This window comes from Pseudonocardia broussonetiae, assembly GCF_013155125.1.
Lineage (GTDB): Bacteria > Actinomycetota > Actinomycetes > Mycobacteriales > Pseudonocardiaceae > Pseudonocardia > Pseudonocardia broussonetiae.
On record NZ_CP053564.1, the window covers coordinates 5,029,578 to 5,051,433 of the forward strand.

Annotated in this window: 20 protein-coding genes; 11 read left to right on the forward strand and 9 right to left on the reverse strand. The window is 76.2% G+C overall.

The features are described from left to right. Positions 1-85: 85 nt before the first annotated feature. From HOP40_RS24400 to HOP40_RS24420, 5 genes are all read right to left on the reverse strand, one after another. A complete protein-coding gene (locus HOP40_RS24400) occupies positions 86-1,519 on the reverse strand; it encodes an MFS transporter (RefSeq protein WP_205346897.1) in 1,434 nt (477 codons plus the stop codon). Positions 1,520-1,708: 189 nt separating this feature from the next. After that, the gene (locus tag HOP40_RS24405; protein WP_172162355.1) at positions 1,709-2,536 is read right to left on the reverse strand and encodes an arylamine N-acetyltransferase family protein; all 828 of its coding nucleotides are present in this window, start codon (positions 2,534-2,536) and stop codon (positions 1,709-1,711) included. A gap of 50 nt (positions 2,537-2,586) precedes the next feature. Continuing rightward, positions 2,587-3,639: an adenylate/guanylate cyclase domain-containing protein gene (locus HOP40_RS24410; RefSeq protein WP_240157248.1), complete on the reverse strand. Its 1,053-nt coding sequence runs from the start codon at positions 3,637-3,639 to the stop codon at positions 2,587-2,589. A gap of 3 nt (positions 3,640-3,642) precedes the next feature. Continuing rightward, entirely contained in the window at positions 3,643-4,092 is a 450-nt protein-coding gene (locus tag HOP40_RS24415) for a universal stress protein (RefSeq protein WP_172162357.1), read from the reverse strand. An 84-nt stretch (positions 4,093-4,176) separates the two neighbouring features. Further along, a complete protein-coding gene (locus HOP40_RS24420) occupies positions 4,177-5,406 on the reverse strand; it encodes a lycopene cyclase family protein (protein ID WP_172162359.1) in 1,230 nt (409 codons plus the stop codon). A gap of 56 nt (positions 5,407-5,462) precedes the next feature. On the opposite strand from HOP40_RS24420, the gene HOP40_RS24425 reads away from it, so the two are divergent. Then, complete coding sequence (locus tag HOP40_RS24425; protein ID WP_205346898.1) at positions 5,463-6,872, forward strand: deoxyguanosinetriphosphate triphosphohydrolase family protein; 1,410 nt, start codon at positions 5,463-5,465, stop codon at positions 6,870-6,872. A gap of 6 nt (positions 6,873-6,878) precedes the next feature. On the opposite strand, the gene HOP40_RS24430 is transcribed toward HOP40_RS24425, so the two are convergent. Beyond that, positions 6,879-7,658 (reverse strand): SDR family oxidoreductase, encoded by a 780-nt coding sequence (locus tag HOP40_RS24430; protein ID WP_172162361.1) that lies wholly within the window; start codon positions 7,656-7,658, stop codon positions 6,879-6,881. 124 nt (positions 7,659-7,782) lie between these two features. Between HOP40_RS24430 and HOP40_RS24435 the strand changes: the two genes are divergently transcribed. The 4 genes from HOP40_RS24435 (at position 7,783) to HOP40_RS24450 (ending at position 12,934) form a co-directional block, all read left to right on the forward strand. Continuing rightward, positions 7,783-9,405: an ABC-F family ATP-binding cassette domain-containing protein gene (locus HOP40_RS24435; RefSeq protein WP_172162363.1), complete on the forward strand. Its 1,623-nt coding sequence runs from the start codon at positions 7,783-7,785 to the stop codon at positions 9,403-9,405. Between the two features lie 289 nt (positions 9,406-9,694). Then, entirely contained in the window at positions 9,695-9,904 is a 210-nt protein-coding gene (locus tag HOP40_RS36645; RefSeq protein WP_141276274.1) for a helix-turn-helix domain-containing protein, read from the forward strand. 25 nt (positions 9,905-9,929) lie between these two features. Then, the gene (locus tag HOP40_RS24445; RefSeq protein ID WP_172162365.1) at positions 9,930-10,721 is read left to right on the forward strand and encodes an enoyl-CoA hydratase/isomerase family protein; all 792 of its coding nucleotides are present in this window, start codon (positions 9,930-9,932) and stop codon (positions 10,719-10,721) included. Between the two features lie 275 nt (positions 10,722-10,996). Next, positions 10,997-12,934, forward strand: a complete 1,938-nt coding sequence (locus tag HOP40_RS24450; protein ID WP_420821827.1) for an ABC transporter ATP-binding protein — start codon at positions 10,997-10,999, stop codon at positions 12,932-12,934. Positions 12,935-12,941: 7 nt separating this feature from the next. On the opposite strand, the gene HOP40_RS24455 is transcribed toward HOP40_RS24450, so the two are convergent. Continuing rightward, positions 12,942-13,517: a TetR/AcrR family transcriptional regulator gene (locus HOP40_RS24455; protein ID WP_172162367.1), complete on the reverse strand. Its 576-nt coding sequence runs from the start codon at positions 13,515-13,517 to the stop codon at positions 12,942-12,944. A gap of 123 nt (positions 13,518-13,640) precedes the next feature. Here HOP40_RS24455 and egtA point away from each other — a divergent pair, with 123 nt between their 5' ends. From egtA to HOP40_RS24480, 5 genes are read left to right on the forward strand one after another with little or no spacing between them, the layout of a single operon-like run. Further along, a complete protein-coding gene (gene egtA / locus HOP40_RS24460) occupies positions 13,641-14,996 on the forward strand; it encodes an ergothioneine biosynthesis glutamate--cysteine ligase EgtA (protein ID WP_172162369.1) in 1,356 nt (451 codons plus the stop codon). Continuing rightward, positions 14,993-16,366: an ergothioneine biosynthesis protein EgtB gene (egtB, locus tag HOP40_RS24465; RefSeq protein ID WP_172162371.1), complete on the forward strand. Its 1,374-nt coding sequence runs from the start codon at positions 14,993-14,995 to the stop codon at positions 16,364-16,366. Before egtA ends, egtB begins: the two co-directional genes overlap by 4 nt. A gap of 2 nt (positions 16,367-16,368) precedes the next feature. Beyond that, complete coding sequence (egtC, locus tag HOP40_RS24470; RefSeq protein ID WP_172162373.1) at positions 16,369-17,142, forward strand: ergothioneine biosynthesis protein EgtC; 774 nt, start codon at positions 16,369-16,371, stop codon at positions 17,140-17,142. Beyond that, positions 17,139-18,113: an L-histidine N(alpha)-methyltransferase gene (gene egtD, locus HOP40_RS24475; RefSeq protein ID WP_172162375.1), complete on the forward strand. Its 975-nt coding sequence runs from the start codon at positions 17,139-17,141 to the stop codon at positions 18,111-18,113. The genes egtC and egtD overlap by 4 nt, the downstream gene beginning before the upstream one ends. A 34-nt stretch (positions 18,114-18,147) precedes the next feature. Next, complete coding sequence (locus tag HOP40_RS24480) at positions 18,148-18,618, forward strand: cupin domain-containing protein (protein ID WP_240157249.1); 471 nt, start codon at positions 18,148-18,150, stop codon at positions 18,616-18,618. On the opposite strand, the gene HOP40_RS24485 is transcribed toward HOP40_RS24480, so the two are convergent. Continuing rightward, positions 18,611-19,810, reverse strand: a complete 1,200-nt coding sequence (locus HOP40_RS24485; RefSeq protein WP_172162377.1) for an FAD-dependent monooxygenase — start codon at positions 19,808-19,810, stop codon at positions 18,611-18,613. The two genes, HOP40_RS24480 and HOP40_RS24485, sit on opposite strands and share 8 nt — an antisense overlap. Before the next feature lie 113 nt (positions 19,811-19,923). Between HOP40_RS24485 and HOP40_RS24490 the strand changes: the two genes are divergently transcribed. Continuing rightward, positions 19,924-20,922, forward strand: coding sequence for a TetR/AcrR family transcriptional regulator C-terminal domain-containing protein (locus tag HOP40_RS24490; protein WP_172162379.1), 999 nt, complete (start codon positions 19,924-19,926; stop codon positions 20,920-20,922). A gap of 19 nt (positions 20,923-20,941) precedes the next feature. Here HOP40_RS24490 and HOP40_RS24495 read toward each other — a convergent pair whose 3' ends face one another. After that, positions 20,942-21,652, reverse strand: a complete 711-nt coding sequence (locus tag HOP40_RS24495) for a sulfite exporter TauE/SafE family protein (protein WP_172162381.1) — start codon at positions 21,650-21,652, stop codon at positions 20,942-20,944. Between the last annotated feature and the right edge of the window lie 204 nt (positions 21,653-21,856).

The window sequence follows — 21,856 nt, forward strand, 5'->3', positions numbered from 1 at the left end:
GATCGTAGGCGGCCCGCACACGGGTTCCGGGGCCGGCACACAGGTCCGGCCCTGTGTGCGAGCCCCGTGGCCTGCGTGCGAGCCATCAGGCCGTGAGCATCTCCAGGCCGGGGTAGGGGCGGATGCGGGTGCGGGCGGCCGCGTCCGCGACGGGGGTGCGGGTGGTCGTGGCCGTCAGGGCGGGCAGGTCGCCGCCGTGGCGCCGCACGGCTGCCGCGCCCCGCAGCACGGCCGGGCGGGCGGTGGCGGCGAAGCCGCGGGGCAGGACCCGCAGCGGGCCGGACGGGGCGACCGTGCGCGCGGCGGCGACGGAGAGGCGCGCCAGGGGGATGCGCGCGGGCAGCGCGACGCGCGGACGCTCCGCCGCCACCACCACCGCGAGCGCCGCGGCCAGCACCGCGAGCACCGGCACCGTGGCGAGTGCGACCGGTAGCCCGGCGTGCTCGGCCAGGAACCCGATCACCGGCGGGCCGCCGAGCAGGCCGCTGTAGCCGACGGTCGAGGCCAGGGCGACGCCGCCGAACCCGCCCAGCGCCCCGGCGCGCGCGATCGTCACCGGGAACAGGTTCGCGAACCCCAGCCCGACCAGCACGAACCCGGCCAGCGCGACGGGCGCCGACGGCGTGAGCAGGGCCAGCGCCATCCCGGCCGCGGCGAGCAGCGCGCCGCCGCCGAGCAGGCGCGTCTCGCCGAACCGGCCGAGCAGGCGCCCGCCGGCGAGCCGCCCGGCGGCCATGGCCAGGGAGAACCCGGCGTACCCGGCGGCGGCCAGGCCGGCCGACGCGCCGAGGGTCTCGGCGAGGTGCAGCGCGCCCCAGTCGGTGAGCGCGCCCTCCCCGAACGCCGTGCAGCCCGCGATCACGCCGAGCAGCACGACGAGCCCGCGGGTGCGGCCGGCCGGGCGCCCGGCCGGGGCCCCGTCGACGGCGGGTGCGGCGGCGAGGCGCCGCAGGTCCGGGGCGGTGGCGGCGGCCACCGCGAGCCCGAGCGCGCCGACGGCGGCGAGGTGCGCGGCGGGGGCGAGCAGGCCGGACACCAGCCCGCCGACCGCGGCCCCGGCCAGCCCGCCGAGGCTGAACGCGGCGTGCAGGGCGGGCAGCAGCGGCCGGGCCGCGCGGGCCTCCACCTCCACGCCCGCGCTGTTCACGGCCACGTTGAGCAGCCCCGTCGCGGCGCCGAACACGCACAGCGCCGCGCTCAGGGCGGGCACGGACCCGGTGGGGCCGGGCAGCAGGACGGCGAGCGAGGCGAGCACGGCGGCGCCGGTGGTGACCCGGCCCGCGCCGAACCGGGCGCACAGCGCGCCGGCGGGCTGCATCCCGGCGAGCGCGCCGACCGACAGGCACAGCAGCGCGACGCCCAGGGTGGCGTGGGTCGCGCCCACCTGCGCGGTGACGTCGGGGATGCGGGCGGCCCAGCTGCCGAACAGCAGGCCGTCGAGGGCGAACACGGCGCCGACGGCGCCGGTGGGGGACAGGGTGCGGGGTGCGCCGCGCGGGCGCGCGGGGAGGACGTGCATCGGGGGACCTCGGTGCCGGGCGCCCACCGCGCGGCGTCGGTTGCCGTCGCGGGGGCCCGGCGGTGTCGCGGGGCGGTCGGGAGGAGACGCACGACCGCGTGCGCCGGGCTCCATGGTGCGGCGCCCCCACCCCGTCGGCGCAAGCTACACGCTGGTGAGTGTCCTCACGATCGATTCAGAAAAGACTCCTCAGAAGAACCGGGCCAGGTGCTCGTCGAGGTCGGGCAGGCCGGAGGTGTCGATCAGCAGGTCGCGCTCCAGGACCTTGCGGAGCTCGGCCGCCGAGCGCAGGTCCCGGCGCTCGCTGGGCCCGCCGAGGTGGTGCACCGACAGGGCGGCGCCCCCGCCCCCGAGCATCCCGCCCAGCGCGAACCGCCGGTCCGGTGCCGCCCGTCCGGCCCGCAGCCCGGTGACGAAGCCGGAGCGGGGGTGGCGCGAGACGTACCAGTTGCCGACCTCGTAGTCGATCTCCGGTGCGGGCCGCAGGTCGAACCGGTACATCGGCCGCCACCCGTCGCCGATGCGGGCCTGCATCTCGTGGACGCCGTCCGAGGCCGGGTCGAGGTGCACCCGGAACGGCTCGTGCGGCGTCTCCTGCGTGACGTCCGGGACGAGCGCGAGCACGCCGGTCAGGGTCTGCCCGCCGAACCCGACGTCGACCAGGTGCGGCCCCTCGGGGAGCTCGACGCGCAGCAGCATGTGGCTCAGCGCGGTCGGGGCGGCACCGGGCGGGACGCCCCACACGACCCGCGCGGCGAGTCCGGTGACGCGGTAGCCGAGACCGTCGAGCACCGACCGCAGCAGTGTGTTCTGCTCGAAGCAGTAGCCGCCGCGGCCGCCGTCGACGAGCTTGGCCGTGACGGCGGCGGGGGAGATGTCGACGTCGCGGCCGGTCAGCGGGTCGAGGTTCTCGAACGGGATGGTCCGGGTGTGGGCGGCCACGACGTCGCGCAGCGCCGCGAGGTCGGGGACGGCCGGGGCGGGGAGGCCGATCCGGGCGAAGTAGCGGTCGCTCATGGGGGCAGCGTGCCCGGTGCACCCGCATCCGGGTCAAGAGCGCGCTCAGGTCACGAGCGAGGTTCCAGCAGCCACGGGTGCAGGCTCCGGTAGCCGCGCACCGACACCGGGCGCAGGGCGCGGACGCGGAACCGCCCGTCGTCGGCGAGGGCGGCGGCCACCACGTCGTCGATGAGCACGGTGTCGGGCCGCGCGTGGGTCGTCAGCCGGGAGGCGATGTTGACGACCTCGCCGTAGACGTCGCCGTAGCGCGTGAGGACGGGGCCGGCGGCGAGCCCGATCCGCAGCTGGGGCAGGGCGTCCTCGGCGCGGACGCGCTCCTGCAGCCCCAGCGCGATCGACGCGGCGGCGGGGGCGTCGTCGGCGACGAACAGCACCTCGTCGCCGACGGTCTTGACGATGCGCCCCCGGCCGTCGGCGATCACCTCGGTGGTGGTCGAGCCGAACCGCTCGATCATCTCCGACAGCTCGTCGGCCGAGCGCTTCCGCGTGGTGCGCGTGAAGCCGACCATGTCGGCGAACCCGACGACGAGCGGCCAGGTGTCGGTGCCGTCGCCCGGGCCGGCGGCCGTGGCCATCATCCGGTGCACGGTGGCGGCGAGGTGGCGGCGCCAGACGTAGCTCTGCAGCTGCTCCAGCGCGGGGATGACGGCCGCGGCGACCTGCAGCGACTCCACCGGCGTGAGGTCCTGCCCGTGGCCCTCCAGCAGCCGGCGCAGCATCCCGACCTGCCACTCCGCGAGCCGCGACATCGACTGCGCCACCGCCCGGGCGACGGCCTCGCGCACCTCGGGCTCCAGGACGCCGGCCTCGGTGAGCCCGGCCATCAGGCGGACGGCGGCGACGTCCTGGTCGGTGAACAGCACCTCGTCGTCGCCGACCTCGGCGAACCCGAGCGAGCGCCACAGCCGGCGGCCCTCGTCGACGTCGAGGTCGGTGGCCTCGGCCAGCCCGGCGCGGGTGTAGCGGCGGGGCGCGCCCAGCACGATCTCCTCGACGGCCTCGTCGAGCGGCCCGTCCCCGGCGACGTGCCGGACCACGGCGCCGGAGAACAGCCGGCCGACGCCGGCGAGGAACCGGGACCCGCGCCTGATCGCGGCCAAGGATCAGGTGGTGTGGACGGTCAGCACGTCGACGCCCGAGCGGCGCGCGACGTCGGACGGCACCGAGCCCAGGATGCGGCCCGAGAGCGTGTTGAGGCCCCGGTTGCCGACGACGAGCAGGTCGGCCCCCGCGTCGCGGGCGGCGGTGCGCAGCACCTCGACGGGGTCGCCGTCGGCGGCGACGGTGCGGATGTTCCCGGCGCCCGCCTTCGCGGCGCGCTCCTCCGCCGTGCGCAGCGTCTCCTCGGCCGGCGTCCAGCCGACGACGAGGTAGGCCTCGTCCTTCAGCGCGTCCTCGGCGCCCGCGGTGTCGTCGCGGCCCGCAGGGGTGTAGGCGCAGACGATGACCAGCTCTGCGGCGCTGTCGGCGGCCACGGCGGCGGCGCGGTCGACGGCGGCGAGCGAGGTGTCGGAACCGTCGGTGCCGACGACGATGGTGCGGTACGCGGACATGGGGAGCCTCCGTCTCGGGGACGCCGAGGTTACCCGGGGTAGCACCCGCTTGCCGCACCGCCCTGGGTCGCCGGACCGCCCTGGTCACCCGATCGGGGCAGCCTCCCGCTCCTCGCCGTTGTCGCGCAGGCGCGGGAGCAGCGCCGGTCCGACGAGCCGGCGCCGCAGCCGCGCGTCGGCCGATCCGAAGAGCGCGGTCATCGTCACGAGCGTCCCGCGCAGGTCGTCGCGCCCGGAGAGGTAGGCGCGGCGGTGCCGCTCGGGCAGGCCGAAGAACACCTCGAAGAAGCCCGGGACCTCCGCCGCGGGCATCCGCAGCAGCGCCTCCAGCCCGACCCCCCGGACGCGGTGCACCACCCGGGCGGCGGGCGGCCAGACGGTGGCCCGGGCGTCGGCCAGCGGGTGGTCGCCCGCGGCGGCCCGGGCCACCCCGGGGGCCAGCGCGAGCGCGGACGCGAGGCTGAAGCCGGTGGCCGGGTGCACGAGCGGCGCGGCCGCGCCGAACCCGAGCACGTGCGGCGCGCGGTGGCGCGGGCGGTCCAGCGGGAACGACACCTTCTCGACGGGGGCGTCCGCGGGCACGGCGATGCCGTGGTGGCGCAGCCGCGCGTGCAGGCGGCGGCGCAGGACCGGCAGCGGCAGGCCGGGGCGCCGGGCCAGGGAGGTCTCCTCCAGCAGCACCCGGCCCCCGCCCAGGGGGATCGCGTAGAGGAACGTCGGCCAGCCGGGCTCGCCGTGGTCGGGGCGCCAGTCCATGAACAGCGCCTCGCCCCCGGCGACGACGGGCGCGGCCACCGCGGCGTCGACGGTGACGCCGTACGCCGTCTGCTCGGTGGGCACCCGGCGCGCCGCCCGGCGGTCGAGGGGCTGCGCGCGCCCGCCCGCGTCGACGACCAGGCGCGCACGCAGCACGGAGCCGTCGGCGAGCGCGACGGCGCCCGGCGCCGGCGACCCGACGGCCCGGCCGGCGCGCACCCGCACCCCGCCGCGGTCCATGCCGTCGTCGAGGTGGGCGCGCAGGGCGGGGACGTCGAGCACGACGTACTCCCGGTCGAGGCGGTGCGCGGTGAGCGCCACCGCCCGCCCGGCGGCCCGCGCGGCGACGACGCCGGCGGGCAGGTCGGGGAGCTCGTCGGCCCAGGCGCCGTAGGTGGCGGGCCAGGCGCGGCCGGGCGCGGGGTCGAGCAGGGTCGTGCGCAGCCCGCGCTCCCCGCAGGCCGCGGCGAGCGCGCGCCCCGCGGGGCCGCCGCCGACCACCAGCACGTCGTCGGCACCACGGTCGTGCCCACCGGGGCCGGCGGGGGAGGTGCTCACACGGAAGTTGTACCCGGACGCCCACCCGGCCCGTCCGGCGGCGCTAGCGTGGCGCCGTGATCACCGCCGCCCGCTCCGCCCGGCGCTCCGGGCCGGGCGAGTCCGGCGCGGGCCTCGCGCGCAGCCCGTTCCGCGTCGACCGCGACCGGATCGTCGCCTCGCCGTTCTTCGCGCGCCTCGCGGGCGTCACGCAGGTCGTGAGCCCGGTCGGCTCGGGCCTGCTGGTGCACAACCGGCTCACGCACTCGCTGCAGGTGGCGCAGGTGGCCCGCGCGATCGGCGAACGGGTGGGAGGGGGCCTGTGCGATCCCGACGTCGTCGAGGCCGCCGCGCTCGCCCACGACCTCGGCCACCCGCCGTTCGGCCACCTCGGCGAGCAGGTCCTCGACCGGGTCGCCCGCGAGGAGCTCGGCCTGCCCGACGGGTTCGAGGGCAACGCCCAGAGCTTCCGCATCGTCACCACCATCGACCTGCACGGGCCCGGCGGCGTCGGCCTCGATCTCACCGCGGCCGTCCGCGCGGCCGTCCTCAAGTACCCCTGGACCCGCCGCGGGCACCCCGACCCGCACCCCAGCCGCGCCGCGCTGCCGCCCCGCGGCGGTGGCCCGCTGCCCGGCGAGCCGGAGTCCGGGTCGGCCAAGTTCTCCTGCTATGAGACCGAGCTCGACGACCTGCTCTCCGCCCGCGCGGCCTTCCCGGGCACCGGGCCGTGGCGCCAGACCGTCGAGGCCGCCGTCATGGACACCGCCGACGACATCGCCTACGCCATCCACGACCTCGAGGACTTCCACCGCGTCGGGGTGCTGCAGCAGGCCGGGGTCGCCGCCGAGCTCGCCGGGTGGCGGCGCAATGCCGACACCGCGGGGCCCGGGGCCGGCCTGGAGGCGCTGCGGCGGCGCCTGGCCGACAAGGACGGCTGGGCCTACGACGACGACGCGTTCACCGCCGCCGTCGACCGCGTCCGTGACGAGCTCGTCGACGGCCTGCTCGCCACGGCGTTCGACGGCTCCATGGCCGCCGAGCGCGCGGTCGCCGAGTTCTCCGCGCGCTGGACGGCCCGGCTCGCGGGCGGCGTCGTCGTCGACCACGACCCGCCGGTGCGCTCCGGGCCGGTGGCGCTGGCCGTCGCGCAGTGGCACGAGGTGGCGGTGCTGAAGTTCGTGCACCAGCGGTTCGTGCTGCAGCGCGCCGACCTGGCGTCGCACCAGCGCGGGCAGGCCACGGTGCTGCGCTCGCTGGTGGGCTCGCTCGCGTCCTGGCTCACCGACGACGACGCCCCGCGCCTGCCCCCGCGGCTGCACGACCTCGCCGAGCTGGCGCGCGGCCAGGGCCTCCCGCTCGCGCAGGCCCGCGGGCGGGCAGTCGTCGACTACACCGCGAGCCTCACCGACGGCCAGGCCACCGCGCTGCTCGACGTCCTCACCGGGCGCAGCGGGCGGCTCTGGACCGACGCGGCCGTTCTGTAGCCCTCCCTAGACCGCACCCAGCGTGCCGGTCGAGAGCACGCCGCCGTCGACGCGCACGGTCTCGCCCGTCATCCAGGCCGCGGCGTCGGAGACCAGGAAGCCGACCACCCGCGCGACGTCCTCGGGCTCGCCCAGGCGCTTGAGCGGGTAGGCCGCGGCCGTCTTCTCCTCGCCCTCGGCGTAGAGCGCCGTCGCGAACCTCGTCTTGACGACGGCGGGCGCCACCGCGTTGACCCGGATCGATGGGCCGAGCTGCCAGGCCAGCTCCTCGGTGAGCCGGATCAGCGCCGCCTTCGACGCGCCGTACGCCGCGATCACGCCCGTCGAACGCAGGCCGGCGACCGACGCGATGTTGACGACGTTGCCGCCGTGCTCGCCCATCCAGGCGCGGTAGGCGAGCTGCACGTAGCCCAGGGTGGCGACGACGTTGGTGTCGAACGTCTTGCTCACCGCGCCCAGGTCGGCGTCCATGAGGAAGCCGTAGGTGGGGTTGATGCCGGTGTTGTTGACCAGGATGTCGAGGCTGCCGAACCGCTCGACCGTCTGCGTCACCGACTGCTCGCGCGACTCCGCGGAGCTCGCGTTGGCCGCGATCGCCAGCACGCGGCCGGTGTCGCCGCCCGCGTGGTCGGCGGCGAGCGAGGCGGCCGCCTCCTCCAGCACGTCGGGCTTGCGGGCGGTGACCGCGACCGACGCCCCCCGGGAGAGCAGCTCGGCGGCGATGGCGTAGCCGATTCCGCGGCTGGCGCCGGTGACGAGGGCCGTGCGGCCGGTGAGATCAGTCATGCGGCGACCCTACGTCGGGAATCGGGGTGCCCCGGCCGGTACTCTGGACGCCGTGATCCGGATCGCGTAGCGGGCCCGCCGCCTGCCAGCCGCCCGCCCCCGGATCCTTTCTGGAGTCTTCCTCGTGATCACCGCCACCGACCTCGAACTGCGCGCCGGGTCCCGGATCCTGCTCTCCGGCGCCACGCTGCGCGTGCAGCCCGGCGACCGCATCGGGCTCGTCGGGCGCAACGGCGCCGGCAAGACCACGTCCATGCGCGTGCTCGCGGGCGAGGGTGAGCCCTACGGCGGCGGCGTCCACGCGAACAGCCCGGTGGGCTACCTCCCGCAGGACCCCCGCGAGGGCGACCTGCGCGTCACCGCGAAGGACCGCGTCCTGTCGGCCAAGGGCCTCGACGTGATGCTGCGCGAGATGGAGAAGGCGCAGAACGCGATGGCCGAGCTCGTCGACGGCGCCGCCAACGACAAGGCGGTGCGCGACTACGGCCGCATCGAGGAGCGCTTCTCGGCACTGGGCGGCTACGCGGCGGAGAGCGACGCGGCGCGGATCTGCGCGCACCTCGGGCTGCCCGACCGGATCCTGAACCAGCAGATCGCCACGCTGTCGGGCGGTCAGCGCCGCCGCGTCGAGCTGGCCCGGATCCTGTTCTCCGCCACCGACGGCGGCGCGTCGAGCAACACCACGCTGCTGCTCGACGAACCGACCAACCACCTCGACGCCGACTCGATCACGTGGCTGCGCTCGTTCCTGCAGAACCACGACGGCGGGCTCGTCGTGATCAGCCACGACACCGACCTGCTGGCCGACGTCGTCAACAAGGTCTGGTTCCTCGACGCCACGCGCGGCGAGGTCGACGTCTACAACATGAACTGGAAGCGGTACCAGGAGGCGCGCGCCACCGACGAGAAGCGCCGCCGCCGCGAGCGCGCGAACGCCGAGAAGAAGGCGTCGGTGCTGCACACCCAGGCGCTGAAGATGGGCGCGAAGGCCACGAAGGCGGTGGCCGCGAAGAACATGGCGCGCCGCGCCGACGAGCTGCTGGCCAACCTCGAGCCCGAGCAGCAGAAGGACCGCGTCGCCAAGATCCGCTTCCCGGACCCGGCACCGTGCGGCAAGACTCCGCTCACCGCGGAGGGGCTGAGCAAGGCGTTCGGCTCGCTGGAGGTGTTCACCGGCGTCGACCTCGCGGTCGACCGCGGTGCCAAGGTCGTCGTCCTCGGGCTCAACGGCGCGGGCAAGACCACGCTGCTGCGCCTCCTCGCGGGCACCGAGCGGGCCGACGCGGGGGACGTGCGCCCCGGCCACGGGCTGCGCGTGGGCTACTTCGCGCAGGAGCACGAGACGCTCGACCCGGACGCCACGGTGTGGGAGAACATCCGGCACGCCTCGCCCGACACGGGTGAGCAGCAGCTGCGCACGGTGCTCGGCACGTTCATGTTCTCCGGGGAGCAGCTCCAGCAGCCCGCGGGCACGCTCTCGGGCGGGGAGAAGACCCGTCTCGCGCTGGCCGGCCTGGTCTCCAGCGCCGCCAACGTGCTGCTGCTCGACGAGCCCACCAACAACCTCGACCCGGCCAGCCGCGCGCAGGTCCTCGACGCCCTGCGCCGGTTCACCGGGGCCGTCGTGCTGGTCTCGCACGACCCCGGCGCCGTCGAGGCGCTGCACCCCGACAAGGTCATCGTGCTGCCCGACGGCACCGAGGACCTCTGGTCGGCGGAGTACCTGGAGCTCGTGCAGTTGGCCTGATCGGACGAGGTTGAGGTCCGCGGTGCCACCCGTTCGGCACTGTGACGTGGGTCTCTCCCGCCGGAGCCGACGTCCGGGTGATCAGAAGATGGCGACGGGGTGAAGGACGGGTGTCCGGAGCCCGGAGATGATCACCCGTACGCGTGATCCATTCGGGCGAACCGCTCACCGATCATGCAGTGGATCTCCTGTCGCGCGCCTCCGACCTGGTCGATCATTGCCTTGCCGGGGGGCCGGACGAACCTCCCGCGGGAGGCCCCGCGGGTGGTCAACGAGGAGGAGCGACGTCATGCCCGACCTGAAGAAGGGCGCCCGCATCACGGGCACCCAGCGCGACAAGCTCGCAGGCGACCTCAAGAAGAAGTACGAGAAGGGGGCGAGCATCCGCGCCCTCGCCGAGTCGACGGGCCGTTCCTACGGCTTCGTGCACCGCGTCCTGTCCGAGACCGGGGTTACGCTGCGCGGGCGCGGGGGCGCGACGCGGACCAAGAAGAAGTAGCCGTACTCGGGGGTAGCCTCCGGGCATGACCCTCGCGGAACCCGATCTCCTGCAGCGCGGCGGGCTGGCCCTGGACGTCGACGGCGCCAGGGCCACCATCACGCTGTCCCGTCCCGACTCGCTCAACGCGCAGACGCCCGACACGTGGGCGGCGCTGGCGGCGATCGGGGAGTCCCTGGGCGAGGGGGTGCGGGTCGTCGTCGTCCGCGGCGAGGGCCGGGCGTTCTCGGCGGGGCTGGACCGCAGCCTGTTCACGCCCTCGCCCGACCGCCCGGGCATCGCGGCGCTGGGCACGATGCCCGAGGACGCGGCCGACCTGACCATCGCGGGCTACCAGGCCGGCTTCTCGTGGCTGCGCGACCCGGCCCGGGTCACCGTCGCCGCCGTGCAGGGCCACGCCATCGGCGGCGGCTTCCAGCTCGCGCTGGCCTGCGACCTGCGGGTCGTGGCCGACGACGTGCAGTTCTGCATGGCCGAGCCGGCGCTGGGCATCGTCCCCGACCTCGGCGGCACCTTCCCGCTCGTGCGCGCCGTGGGGTACGCCCGCGCCGTGGAGATCTGCCTGACCGGCCGTCGCGTCGGCGCGGCCGAGGCCGTGCAGCTGGGCCTCGCCCTGCGCGCGGTGCCCGCGGCCGAGCTCGACGCCGCCGTCGACGAGCTGGCCACCGCCCTCGTCTCGGCCCCGCCGAAGGCCGCCGCGGAGACCCTCGCCCTGCTCTCGGGCGTGGCCGACGGCCTCGACCCGGCCGCGGCCCTCGCGGCCGAGCGGGCGGCCCAGATCCGCAGGCTCCGGTCGCTGGCGGCCGGCACCGGCTGAGCGCACGCCCCGCGCACGCTCCCCGGTCTCGCGCACAGGCTTCAGCACCTGCGGCGCACCGGACGCTCTGCGAGGCCCTTTGCTCTGCTTACGCCCACGCACCACCCCGGACCCCCGGTGCGTACGGGTAAGCAGAGCAAAGGACCCCCGGGACCGGCACGCGCCGGCCGGGTCGCGGGGGCGGAGCGGGGGAGGTAGGAGTACAGCGAGGCCGCTCCGCGTCGAGGCCCCCGCAGCACGTACGTCAGGAGGTGGCCGTGGACCGGCCCGTGGGGATGATGAGCAAGGTGGCCGCCGGGGTGGACGCGCCGCGGTCGGTCGCGAAGGGCACGATCCCGCGCATCTGGCGGTTCGCCGCGCCCTACCGGCGCTGGCTGCTCGCGTTCCTGGCGCTCACCGTCGTGATGGCCACCATCGGCGTCGCGACGCCGGTGCTGGCCGGGCAGGTCGTCAACGCCATCGTCGGGGACGGCACCGCGTCGGCCGCCGCGGCCACCGTCGTCGGGCTGGCGGCGGGGATCGCGGCGCTGGCGATCCTGGAGGCCGTCACCGGGCTGGTGTCGCGCTGGTTCTCCTCCCGCATCGGCGAGGGCCTGATCGTCGACCTCCGCAAGGCCGTGTTCACCCACGTCCAGAAGATGCCGGTCGCGTTCTTCACGCGCACCCGCACCGGCGCGCTGGTCAGCCGGCTCAACAACGACGTGATCGGCGCGCAGTCGGCGATCACGTCGACGCTCGCGACGGTGCTGTCGAACTCGATCCAGCTCCTGCTCGCCCTCGGCGTCATGATCACGCTGGCCTGGCAGGTGACCCTGCTGGCCCTGCTCCTGCTGCCGATCTTCGTGCTGCCCGCGCGCCGGATGGGCCGCACGATCGCCGACCTGCGCCGCGAGTCGGCCGACCTCAACGCCGGCATGAGCACGCAGATGACCGAGCGGTTCTCCGCGCCCGGCGCCACGCTCGTCAAGCTGTTCGGGCGGCCCGACGAGGAGGCCGCGGAGTTCGGCGCCACCGCCGAGCGCGTCCGGGACATCGGGGTGCGCACCGCGATGGTGTCGCGGATCTTCGTCACCGCGCTCTCGCTGGTCTCGGCGCTCGCGCAGGCGCTGGTCTACGGCCTGGGCGGCTACCTGGCGGTCACCGGGCAGATCGAGCCCGGCACGGTCGTCACCCTCGCCCTGCTGCTCACGCGGCTCTACACGCCGATGACGGCGCTGGCCAACGCCCGCGTCGACGTCATGACCGCGCTCGTGTCGTTCGAGCGGGTCTTCGAGGTGCTCGACCTGCAGCCGATGATCCGCGAGCGGCCCGACCCCGTGCCGCTGCCCGCCGGGCCGGTCACGGTGGCGCTGCGCGACGTGCGCTTCGGCTACCCGGGCGCGGACCGGGTGTCGCTCGCGTCGCTGGAGGAGGTCGCCGTGCTCGACCGGCGCCCGAGCGAGGAGGTGCTGCACGGCGTCGACCTGGAGGTGGGCGGCGGGCAGCTGCTGGCGCTCGTCGGGTCCTCGGGCGCGGGGAAGTCGACGATCGCGTCGCTCGTGCCGCGCCTCTACGACGTCGACTCCGGAGCGGTGACGCTGTCGGGCGTCGACGTGCGCGACCTCAGCTTCGCCGACCTGCGCGCTGCGGTCGGCGTCGTCACGCAGGACGGGCACCTGTTCCACGACACGATCGGCGCCAACCTGCGCTACGCGAAGCCGGACGCGACCGACGCCGAGATCGTCGACGCGATGCGCCGCGCGCGCCTGGGCGAGGTCCTCGACGCCCTGCCCGACGGCCTCGACACCGTGGTGGGGGAGCGCGGCTACCGGCTGTCGGGCGGCGAGCGCCAGCGCCTGACGATCGCCCGGCTGCTCCTGGCCCGCCCGCGCGTGGTGATCCTGGACGAGGCGACGGCGCACCTGGACTCGGAGTCGGAGTCGGCGGTGCAGGAGGCGCTGGTCGAGGCGCTGGCCGGGCGCACCGCGATCGTCATCGCACACCGGCTCTCGACGGTCCGGCGGGCCGACCGCATCGCGGTGGTCGAGCACGGGCGGATCGTGGAGAGCGGCACGCACGACGAGCTGATCGCCGCGGGCGGGCGCTACGCCGTGCTGCACCGCACGCAGTTCGCCCAGGACCGCGGGTCCGACGGCGTCTTCGTGACCGACGGCGTCGAGTGCGGCATCGACGGCTGCACCGTGCGGCACAGCGAGGAGCACTACGTCGGCTGAGCGGCTCCTACGCGGGCCGGGGCCGGCGCACCGCCGCCTCGACCAGGTCCAGCACCGGCTCCAGGTCGTCGGCCGAGAGCCCCATCGCCAGGTGCGAGACCAGGCCCTCCATCACCAGCTCCAGGTACTGGGCGAGCACCGGCACCGGCACGTCGTCGCGCACCGAGCCCGCCCGGGCCAGGCGCTCCAGCCGGGCGCGGGTGGCGCGCGTCAGCGCCGCGGAGTGGGCGCTCCAGCGCTCGCGGAACTCCGGCTCGGTGCGCAGCCGCCGCGAGACCTCCAGGCGGGTGCCCAGCCAGCTCCGCTCGTCGACGGGGTCGTGCAGCAGGTTGCGCATGACCTGCACCAGCCCGTCGGCCGCCACGACGTCGGCCATCCGCTCGGCGTCCTGCTCGGCCAGGGCCAGGAACAGGGCGTCCTTGTCGCGGAAGTAGTGGAAGATCGCGCCCCGGGACAGGCCCGTGGACTGCTCGAGCCGCCGCACCGTGGCCCCCTCGTACCCGTGCCGGGCGAAGCAGGTGCGGGCCCCGTCGAGGATCTCCTGGCGCCGCGCCGCGAGCTGGTCGGTGCTGACGCGGGGCATCGCGCCAGGATATACACAGGACGTACGTACGGCTTGGGAACCGCGATCCGGTCATCGGACGTCATCAGGACGTTCCGCGTAGCCGGCTGCGGAGCGGGTGACTGCGGGGTAGCGTCGGGCGGCGTGACTCAGAGCGTGTCCTCCGGCATCGACGGGGCGGCCGACCCCGAGCGGGCCGCGCCGGACGCCGGGCCCTCGGTGCTGCACGACTGCGCCGACGCCCAGGCCTACGTCGCGTCGGTCTGCTTCAAGCACGGGCCACCGCGGCTGATCGGCGTCGAGCTCGAATGGCTGGTGCAGCGGACGACCGTCCCCGACGCCCCGGTCGACCTCGCCACGCTGGCCGCCGCACTCGGCCCGCACGCTCCCACCACCCTCGATCCCACCACCCCCGCCCGGCCGCTCCCGGCCGGGTCCACGATCACCGTCGAACCCGGCGGCCAGGCCGAGCTGGCCAGCCCGCCGTTCGCGGACCTCGGGCAGCTGCTCGAGGCGGTCCGCTCCGACGGCGCCGAGCTCCTGGGCCGCCTCGCCGCCCACGGCGTCCTCCCGCACCCCCGCGCCGCCGACCCCCTGCGCCCGCCCCGGCGGCTGCTGCAGCTCCCGCGCTACCGCGCGATGGAGGAGTCGTTCGACCGCACCGGCCCCTACGGCCGCAGCGCCATGTGCTCCACGGCCGCCGTGCAGGTCTGCGTCGACACCGGCGAGGGCGCCGCCGTCGCCCGCCGCTGGGCCGCCGTGCACGCCGTCGGCCCGGTCCTGCTGGCCGCGTTCGCCAACTCCCCGGTGCTGCACGGGCGCCGCACCGGCTGGAAGTCCTCGCGGTGGGCCGCGTGGCTGGCCTGCGACCCCGCCCGCACCGCGCCGCCGCCGCTGCGCGACACCGACCCCGACGTCGACCCGGCCCCGGCCTGGGCGCGGCGGGTCCTGCACACGCCGCTGCTGTGCGTGCGCGGCGAGGGCAGCCGCTGGACGGTGCCCCGCGGCGTCACGTTCGCCGACTGGGTGGCCGGCGCGCTGCCGACCCGCCCCACCACGGCCGACCTCGACTACCACGTCTCCACGCTGTTCCCGCCGGTGCGGGCGCACGGGTTCCTGGAGATCCGCTACGTCGACGCCCAGGCCGGCGACGGCTGGGCGCTGCCGACGGCGGTGCTCGCCGCCGTGCTGTCCGACGAGGCCGCCGTCGACCGCGTGTTGGAGGTCTGCGCCCCTGCGCGCGGCCGCTGGGTCTCCGGTGCCCGGCACGGCCTGGAGGACCGCGTGCTGGCCCGCGCCGCCGCGGCCGTCTTCGCCCTCGCCGCCGACCGCCTGCCCGGCCTCGGCGCTCCCGCCTGGGTCCGCGACGCCCTCGCCGACATGACCGCGCGCCAGGTGCTGCGCGGCCGCTGCCCCGCCGACGACCCGGCGCCCGGCGACCACGGCGCCGTCACCGCCCCGCACCTCGAACCGGCGATCCCGGAAGGAGAGCTCGCATGACCACGACCGTCCCCGGCACGACCGGGCCCGAGAGCCCCGAGGCCCTGCGCACCCGCGTGGCCGACCTGCTCGCGGCGTCCCGGGCGCGGAGCACCGCGCTCACCGAGGCCGTCGACGAGGCCGACCTCGTCGCCCAGCACTCCCCGCTCATGTCGCCGCTGGTCTGGGACCTCGCGCACATCGGCAGCCAGGAGGAGCTCTGGCTGGTCCGCGACGTCGGCGGCCGCGAGCCGCTGCGCCCCGAGATCGACGGCCTGTACGACGCCTTCCAGCACTCGCGGTCCAGCCGGGTCGCGCTGCCGCTGCTCTCGCCCGCCGAGGCCCGCGCGTACGTGGCGCAGGTGCGCGACAAGGCCCTCGACGCGCTGGGCCGCAGCCCGCTGCGCGGGCGGCGCCTGGAGGAGCACGGGTTCGCGTTCGGGATGATCGTGCAGCACGAGCAGCAGCACGACGAGACGATGCTGGCCACCCACCAGCTCCGCGCCGGGGCGCCCGTCCTGCACGCGCCGCCGCCGCCGCCCGGCGCGCCGCTGCCCGTCACCGAGGTCCTCGTGCCCGGCGGCCCGTTCGAGATGGGCACCTCGGTGGAGCCGTGGGCGCTGGACAACGAGCGCCCCGCGCACACCGTCGACGTCCCGGCGTTCGTCATCGACACCGCGCCGGTCACCAACGCCGCCTACGCCGCGTTCGTCGACGCCGGTGGCTACGACGACCCGCGGTGGTGGAGCGGGGCGGGCTGGCGCCACCGCGTCGACGCCGGGCTGGTCGCGCCGCAGTTCTGGGAGCGCGACGGCTCGGGCACCTGGTACCGCCGCCGCTTCGGCGTGCTCACCCCGCTCGTCGACGACGAGCCGGTGGTGCACGTCTGCTTCCACGAGGCGCAGGCCTACGCCACCTGGGCGGGCCGGCGCCTGCCCACCGAGGCGGAGTGGGAGAAGGCCGCCCGGTACGACCCGGCCACCGGCCGGTCGCGGCGCTACCCCTGGGGCGACGACGAGCCGACGCCCGAGCACGCCAACCTCGGCCAGCGCCACCTGCAGCCGGCCCCGGTCGGCGCGTACCCGAAGGGGGCGTCGCCGCTGGGGGTGCACCAGCTCGTCGGCGACGTGTGGGAGTGGCTCGACACCGGCTTCCACCCCTACCCGGGCTACGAGACGTTCCCGTACCCGGAGTACTCCGAGGTGTTCTTCGGCGGCGACTACCGGATGCTGCGCGGGGGCTCCTTCGGCACCGACCCGTCGGCGCTGCGCGCGACGTTCCGCAACTGGGACCACCCGATCCGCCGGCAGATCTTCGCCGGCTTCCGGTGCGCCCGTGACGCCGACGCCCGTGACACCGACTCCCGTGACTCCGACTCCCGGGACGCTTAGGGGTGTGCCGCCACCTGGCCTACGTCGGGCCACCCGTGACGCTGTCGTCGCTGGTGCTCGACGCGCCGCACTCGCTGCGCCGCCAGTCCTACGCCCCGACCGACATGCGCGGCGGGGGCACGGTCAACGTCGACGGCTTCGGGGCGGGCTGGTACCCGGACGGCGACGGCTCGGGTCCCGGTGACGCCCTGCGCTACCGCACGGCGTCGCCGATCTGGTCGGACGACTCCTTCGCCGCGCTGGCCGCCACGGTCCGCACGCCCGCGCTGCTCGCGGCCGTCCGCTCGGCCACCACGGGCATGCCGGTGACGCCCAGCGCCAACGCGCCCTTCGTCGACGGGCCGTGGCTGTTCAGCCACAACGGGCGCGTGTCCGGCTGGCCCGACACCGTGGCCGGGCTGGCGGGCGGGCTGCCCGTGACCGACCTGCTCACCCTCGACGCCCCCACCGACGCCGCGCTGCTCTGGGCGCTGGTGCGCCGGCGGCTGCGCGCGGGCGACGACCCGGCCGCGGTGCTGGCCGAGGTCGTGCGGGCGGTGGCCGAGGTCGCGCCCGAGTCGCGGCTGAACCTCCTGCTCACCGACGGTGCGACGATCTGGGCCACCGCCTGGTCGCACGCGCTGTCGCTGCGCGTCGACGGGGAGGCGGCGCTCGTCGCCTCCGAGCCCGTCGACGAGCACCCCTCCTGGACCGAGGTGCCCGACCGGCACCTGGTGGTGGCCCGCCCGGGTCACCACCGCACGGAACCGCTTCTGACGACAACGGGAGTCCGATGAGCCCGCACGCCCTGCTCGACATCCACCTCACCGAAGGAGACGCCGACCGAGCCCTGCGCTCCGACGTGCGGACCGGCCTCACGGCCGAGCCGAAGACGCTGCCGCCGAAGTGGTTCTACGACGCGCGGGGCAGCGCCCTGTTCGAGGAGATCACCGCCCTGCCCGAGTACTACCCGACGCGGACGGAGGCGGCGCTGCTGGCGCGCAGCGTCGACGAGATCGCGGTGGCGTCGGGCGCCGAGACGCTGGTGGAGCTGGGGTCGGGGTCGTCGTCGAAGACGCGGCTGCTGCTCGACGCGTTCGGGCGGACCGGGACGCTGCGGCGGTACGTGCCCCAGGACGTCAGCGAGTCGGCGCTGCGGCTCGCGATGGACGCCCTCGCCGTCGAGTACCCCGACCTGGAGCTGCACGGCGTCGTCGGCGACTTCACGATGCACCTCGACCGGCTGCCGCGCGAGGGCCGGCGGATGGTGGCGTTCCTGGGCGGCACGATCGGCAACCTCACCCGCGACGAGCGCTACGCGTTCCTGCGCCAGCTCCGCGGGGTGCTCGAGCCCGGCGAGCAGCTGCTGCTGGGCACCGGCCTGGTCGTCGACGAGTCGGTGATGGTGCCGGCCTACGACGACGCCGCCGGGGTCACCGCGGAGTTCAACCGCAACGTCCTGCACGTGCTCAACCGGGAGCTGCGGGCCGACTTCGACGTCGAGGCGTTCGCCCACCGCGCGCTGTGGGACGCGGAGAACAGCTGGATCGAGATGCGGCTCGTGGCGCAGCGGGCGATGACCGTGCACGTCGCGGAGCTCGACCTCACCGTCGAGTTCGCCGCGGGGGAGGAGATGCGCACCGAGATCTCCACGAAGTTCCGGCCCGACGGCGTCGCCGAGGCGCTGGAGGAGTGCGGCTTCCGGGTGGCGCAGACCTGGACCGACCCGGACGACCGGTTCTCCCTCACCCTGGGCACCGCCTGCTAGACCGGGCAGGATCGGACGGGGCAGGATCGGGACGGTGAGCACCGACTGGCGCGACGACGGCGTCCGGGTCATCCCGCCCGACGCCCTGGACGCGAACACCCCGCAGACCCCCGGCATGCACCGGGCCGCCGCCGTGACGCACGCCCGGGCCGGCGCGGAGAAGCTGTGGGCCGGCACCGTCACCATCCACCCCGGCGCCCGCACCGGCGCGCACCACCACGGCGAGCTCGAGAGCGTCATCTACGTGGTGCGCGGCCGGGCGCGGATGCGCTGGGGCGAGCGGCTGGAGTTCGTGGCCGAGGCGGGGCCGGGCGGGTTCATCTTCGTGCCGCCGTGGGTGCCGCACCAGGAGATCAACGCCCTCGACGACGAGCCGCTCGAGTGCGTCCTGACCCGCAGCGGGCAGGACCCCGTCGTGGTGAACCTCGACGTCGAGGGCGTGGCCGACCCGGAGCACGTGCCCTGGGTCGACCCCGGGCACCCGGCGCCCCCGGCCGTCAGCTGACGGGCGCCGGCGCCGCGTAGTCGGGCAGCTCGATCCCGTCGGACTTCGCGAACTGGCGCTCCAGCAGCGGCCGCACGGGCCAGCGGGTGGCCGCCCGCATCGTGAACGCGCCCAGGGCGATCGCCGCGCGCCCGCGGGGCGCGAACCCGTCGACGCCGCCGGGCGGCAGCTGCTGGGCCCGGTCGACGTAGGGCCGCACCACCGTCTCGTAGCGGTCGAACGCGGTGCGGTGGTCCTCCGCCGCGGCGAGCTCGCCGGCCAGCACGTGCGCGCCGACCAGCGCCAGGCTGGTGCCCAGCCCGGTGAGCGGGCTCGGGCAGTACCCGGCGTCGCCGAGCAGGACCACGCGCCCGCGCGACCAGCGGGGGAGCCCCACCTGCGCCATGTCCTCGACGGCGAGGTCGGGCGCCGCACGCATCGCCTCGACCAGCCACGCCGCCTTCCACCCGACGCCGGCGAACCGCGCCGCGAACACCTCGGCCCAGGCGGCGGGATCGCGGCGCACGGCGTCGCCGGGGCCGGAGCGGAAGCTCAGCGCGGCCTTCGTCTCGTCCGGCAGGCGCCCGGGGCGCAGCGACGCCACGAGCCCGCCGGGGGCGTTGTGCATGAGGTACCAGCCGTCGAGGTCGGGCGCGGCCGGAGCGGTGAACCAGGCGGTGTGGCACCCCAGCGGGCGCAGGCCGGCGTCGCCGAAGGCCAGGGAGCGGACGGCGGAGTGCACCCCGTCGGCGCCGACCACGAGCCCGAAGCGCCGCGGCGGCGCGTTCTCGAAGGTGACGGTGACGCCGTCGGCGTCCTCGTCGAGAGCGGTGACGGTGTCGCCGTGGACGAACTCGACGCCGGTGCACGCCTCGCGCAGGACCGCGGCGAGGTCGCCGCGCAGGATCTCGAACTCCGAGACGATGCCCTCCCCGCCGAACGCGTCGACCGGCATCCGGGCGGTGGTGCGGCCGCGGCCGTCGACCCAGGCGATGCCCTTCTGGTCGAGCAGGACCTCCCGCACGCGGTCGGCCAGCCCCATCCGGGCGACGACGGTGCGGGCGGCACCGCGGAGGTCGACGGCCTGGCCGCCGCCGCGCGGGGCGGCGGCGCGCTCGACGACGGTGACGGTGTGGCCCTGCGCGCGGAGCTGCCGGGCCAGTGCCGGGCCGGCGATGCCGGCGCCGGAGACGAGGATGTCGGTGGTCTGCATGCGGCATAACGTACGGCGTACACGCGCGCCACACAAGTGCATAACAGCAGCTCAGGCCGTTGACCGTACTAGTGCGCTGGCTCCGTCGGGCCGACTGGTGTACTAGTACGGGGGTGGCGGAGGCGGTGGGCGGGTCGGCCCGGGTGGCCGGTGACCTGCGGCGGCGGATCGTGGCCGGGGAGCTGGCGCCGGGGGAGCGGGTGCCCTCGACGCGGGCGATCACGCGCGAGTGGGGCGTCGCGATCGCCACGGCGTCCCGGGCGCTGGCCGCGCTGCGCGCCGAGGGTCTGGTGCGGGTGGTGCCCGGGGTGGGGACGGTCGTGGCCGAGCCGGCCGGGCGGGTGCCCGAGCCGGCGCCCCCCGTGCCCCCTGCGGCCGGGCCGCGCCGGCCGCCGCCCCCGCGGGCGGCCGCCGAGGAGGCGCTCGGACCGGACCGGATCATCGCCGCGGCGGTGGACGTCGCCGACGCCGAGGGGCTCGCCGGGCTGTCGATGCGCCGGATCGCGACGGCGCTGGGCGTGGCCCCGATGGCGCTGTACCGCCACGTCAGCGACAAGGACGACCTCGTCGTGCGGATGCTCGACGCCGGGATGCGGGAGTGGCGCGCGCCCGTCGACGCCGCGGGCGGCTGGCGCCCGCGCCTGGACGGGGCCGTGCGCTCGCTGTGGGCGGCGTTCCGGCGGCACCCGTGGATGGCGCAGGCGCTGTCGGTGACGCGGCCGCAGGCGATCCCGGCGGGCATGGCGTACTCGGAGTGGGTGCTCGCGACGCTGGACGCGCAGGGCGTGGAGCCGGTCGAGGCGTTCGACATCCACCTCACGCTGATCAACTACGTGCGGGGCGCGGCGGCGGTGCTGGAGCCCGAGCGCGACGCCGAGGCGGCCAGCGGGCTGGACAACGACGCCTGGCTGGCCGAGCAGGAGCCCGGACTGGTCGCACTGGTGGGCTCGGGGCGCTTCCCGCTGCTCCAGCGGATGGTGTCGACCGAGTACGACCTCGACGTCGACGCCCTGTTCGAGCGCGGCCTGCTCCTGCTGCTCGACGGGCTGGCGGTGCAGTTCGACCGGATCGCCGACGCGTCGCGGACGGCGGCGCCGCCGTGGGCGCGCTGATCCCTCCTGGTCGGACGGCCTAGCCGACCGCGGCCTGCACCAGCAGCGCCACCGCGCCGGCGGCGGCCAGGGCGACGACCGCGGGGCGGGTCCAGCCGCGGTCGAGCAGCGGGCGCGCCGGCCCGGACAGCGCGAAGCCGGCGAGCATCGGCACGACGAGCAGGCCGCCGGCCAGCACGTCGGCGCCGTCGACCTGCCCGCCCAGCGCCAGCGCGGCGATCGAGAGCAGCGTGCCCGCGGTGAAGTAGGCGGCCAGCGTCGAGCGGACGCGCGGGCCCGTGTCGCCCTGGTAGAGCAGCGCCACCGGCGGACCGCCGATCGACGAGGCCGTGCCGCCCGCCCCGGACACCAGCCCGGCGACCAGCAGCGCGGGCACCGTCGGCCGGGGCCGCCAGCGGACGACCGACAGCGCCGCGCACACCAGCACCGTCAGCCCGACGGCCGCGACGAACAGCCGCGGCGGGAACGTCGACACCGCGAGCACCCCCAGCCCGATGCCGGGCAGGCGCCCCAGCAGCGCCCAGCCGACCCCGCGCCAGTCGGTGTCGCCGTACTCGCGGCGCAGGGTCAGCAGGGCGTGCACCGCGGTGATCATCAGCAGCGGCACGGGCACCAGCGCGGGGTCCAGGATCGCGAGCAGGGGAGCGGCGACCAGGGCGAGGCCGAAGCCCACCGTCCCCTGCACCAGCGCCCCCACGGCCACCACCAGCCCCGCCACGACGATCAGCACCCGCCGACCGTAGACGCCGCCGCTCCCTCTCTGAGGTCAATGAAACGTTGACGCCTTCGAAACGGCAATGAAACGACGACACCGCACCGCCGCCGGGGCGGCGGAGCGTGCGGCCCTCGCCGCGGAAGCGCAACGGCCGCCGCTCCCGGAGGAGCGGCGGCCGTCAGGGGGCCCGGGGTGGGGGCCCTCGAGTTGCAGGAAGGC

Coding starts and splice junctions, on each gene's coding strand:
- HOP40_RS24400 (WP_205346897.1), bottom strand. CDS start 1,519: ATGCACGTCCTCCCCGCGCGCCCGCGCGGCGCACCCCGCACCCTGTCC.
- HOP40_RS24415 (WP_172162357.1), bottom strand. CDS start 4,092: ATGTCCGCGTACCGCACCATCGTCGTCGGCACCGACGGTTCCGACACC.
- HOP40_RS24405 (WP_172162355.1), bottom strand. CDS start 2,536: ATGAGCGACCGCTACTTCGCCCGGATCGGCCTCCCCGCCCCGGCCGTC.
- HOP40_RS24485 (WP_172162377.1), bottom strand. CDS start 19,810: ATGCAGACCACCGACATCCTCGTCTCCGGCGCCGGCATCGCCGGCCCG.
- HOP40_RS36645 (WP_141276274.1), top strand. CDS start 9,695: ATGCCCGACCTGAAGAAGGGCGCCCGCATCACGGGCACCCAGCGCGAC.
- HOP40_RS24430 (WP_172162361.1), bottom strand. CDS start 7,658: ATGACTGATCTCACCGGCCGCACGGCCCTCGTCACCGGCGCCAGCCGC.
- HOP40_RS24455 (WP_172162367.1), bottom strand. CDS start 13,517: ATGCCCCGCGTCAGCACCGACCAGCTCGCGGCGCGGCGCCAGGAGATC.
- HOP40_RS24450 (WP_420821827.1), top strand. CDS start 10,997: ATGATGAGCAAGGTGGCCGCCGGGGTGGACGCGCCGCGGTCGGTCGCG.
- egtB (WP_172162371.1), top strand. CDS start 14,993: ATGACCACGACCGTCCCCGGCACGACCGGGCCCGAGAGCCCCGAGGCC.
- HOP40_RS24445 (WP_172162365.1), top strand. CDS start 9,930: ATGACCCTCGCGGAACCCGATCTCCTGCAGCGCGGCGGGCTGGCCCTG.
- egtD (WP_172162375.1), top strand. CDS start 17,139: ATGAGCCCGCACGCCCTGCTCGACATCCACCTCACCGAAGGAGACGCC.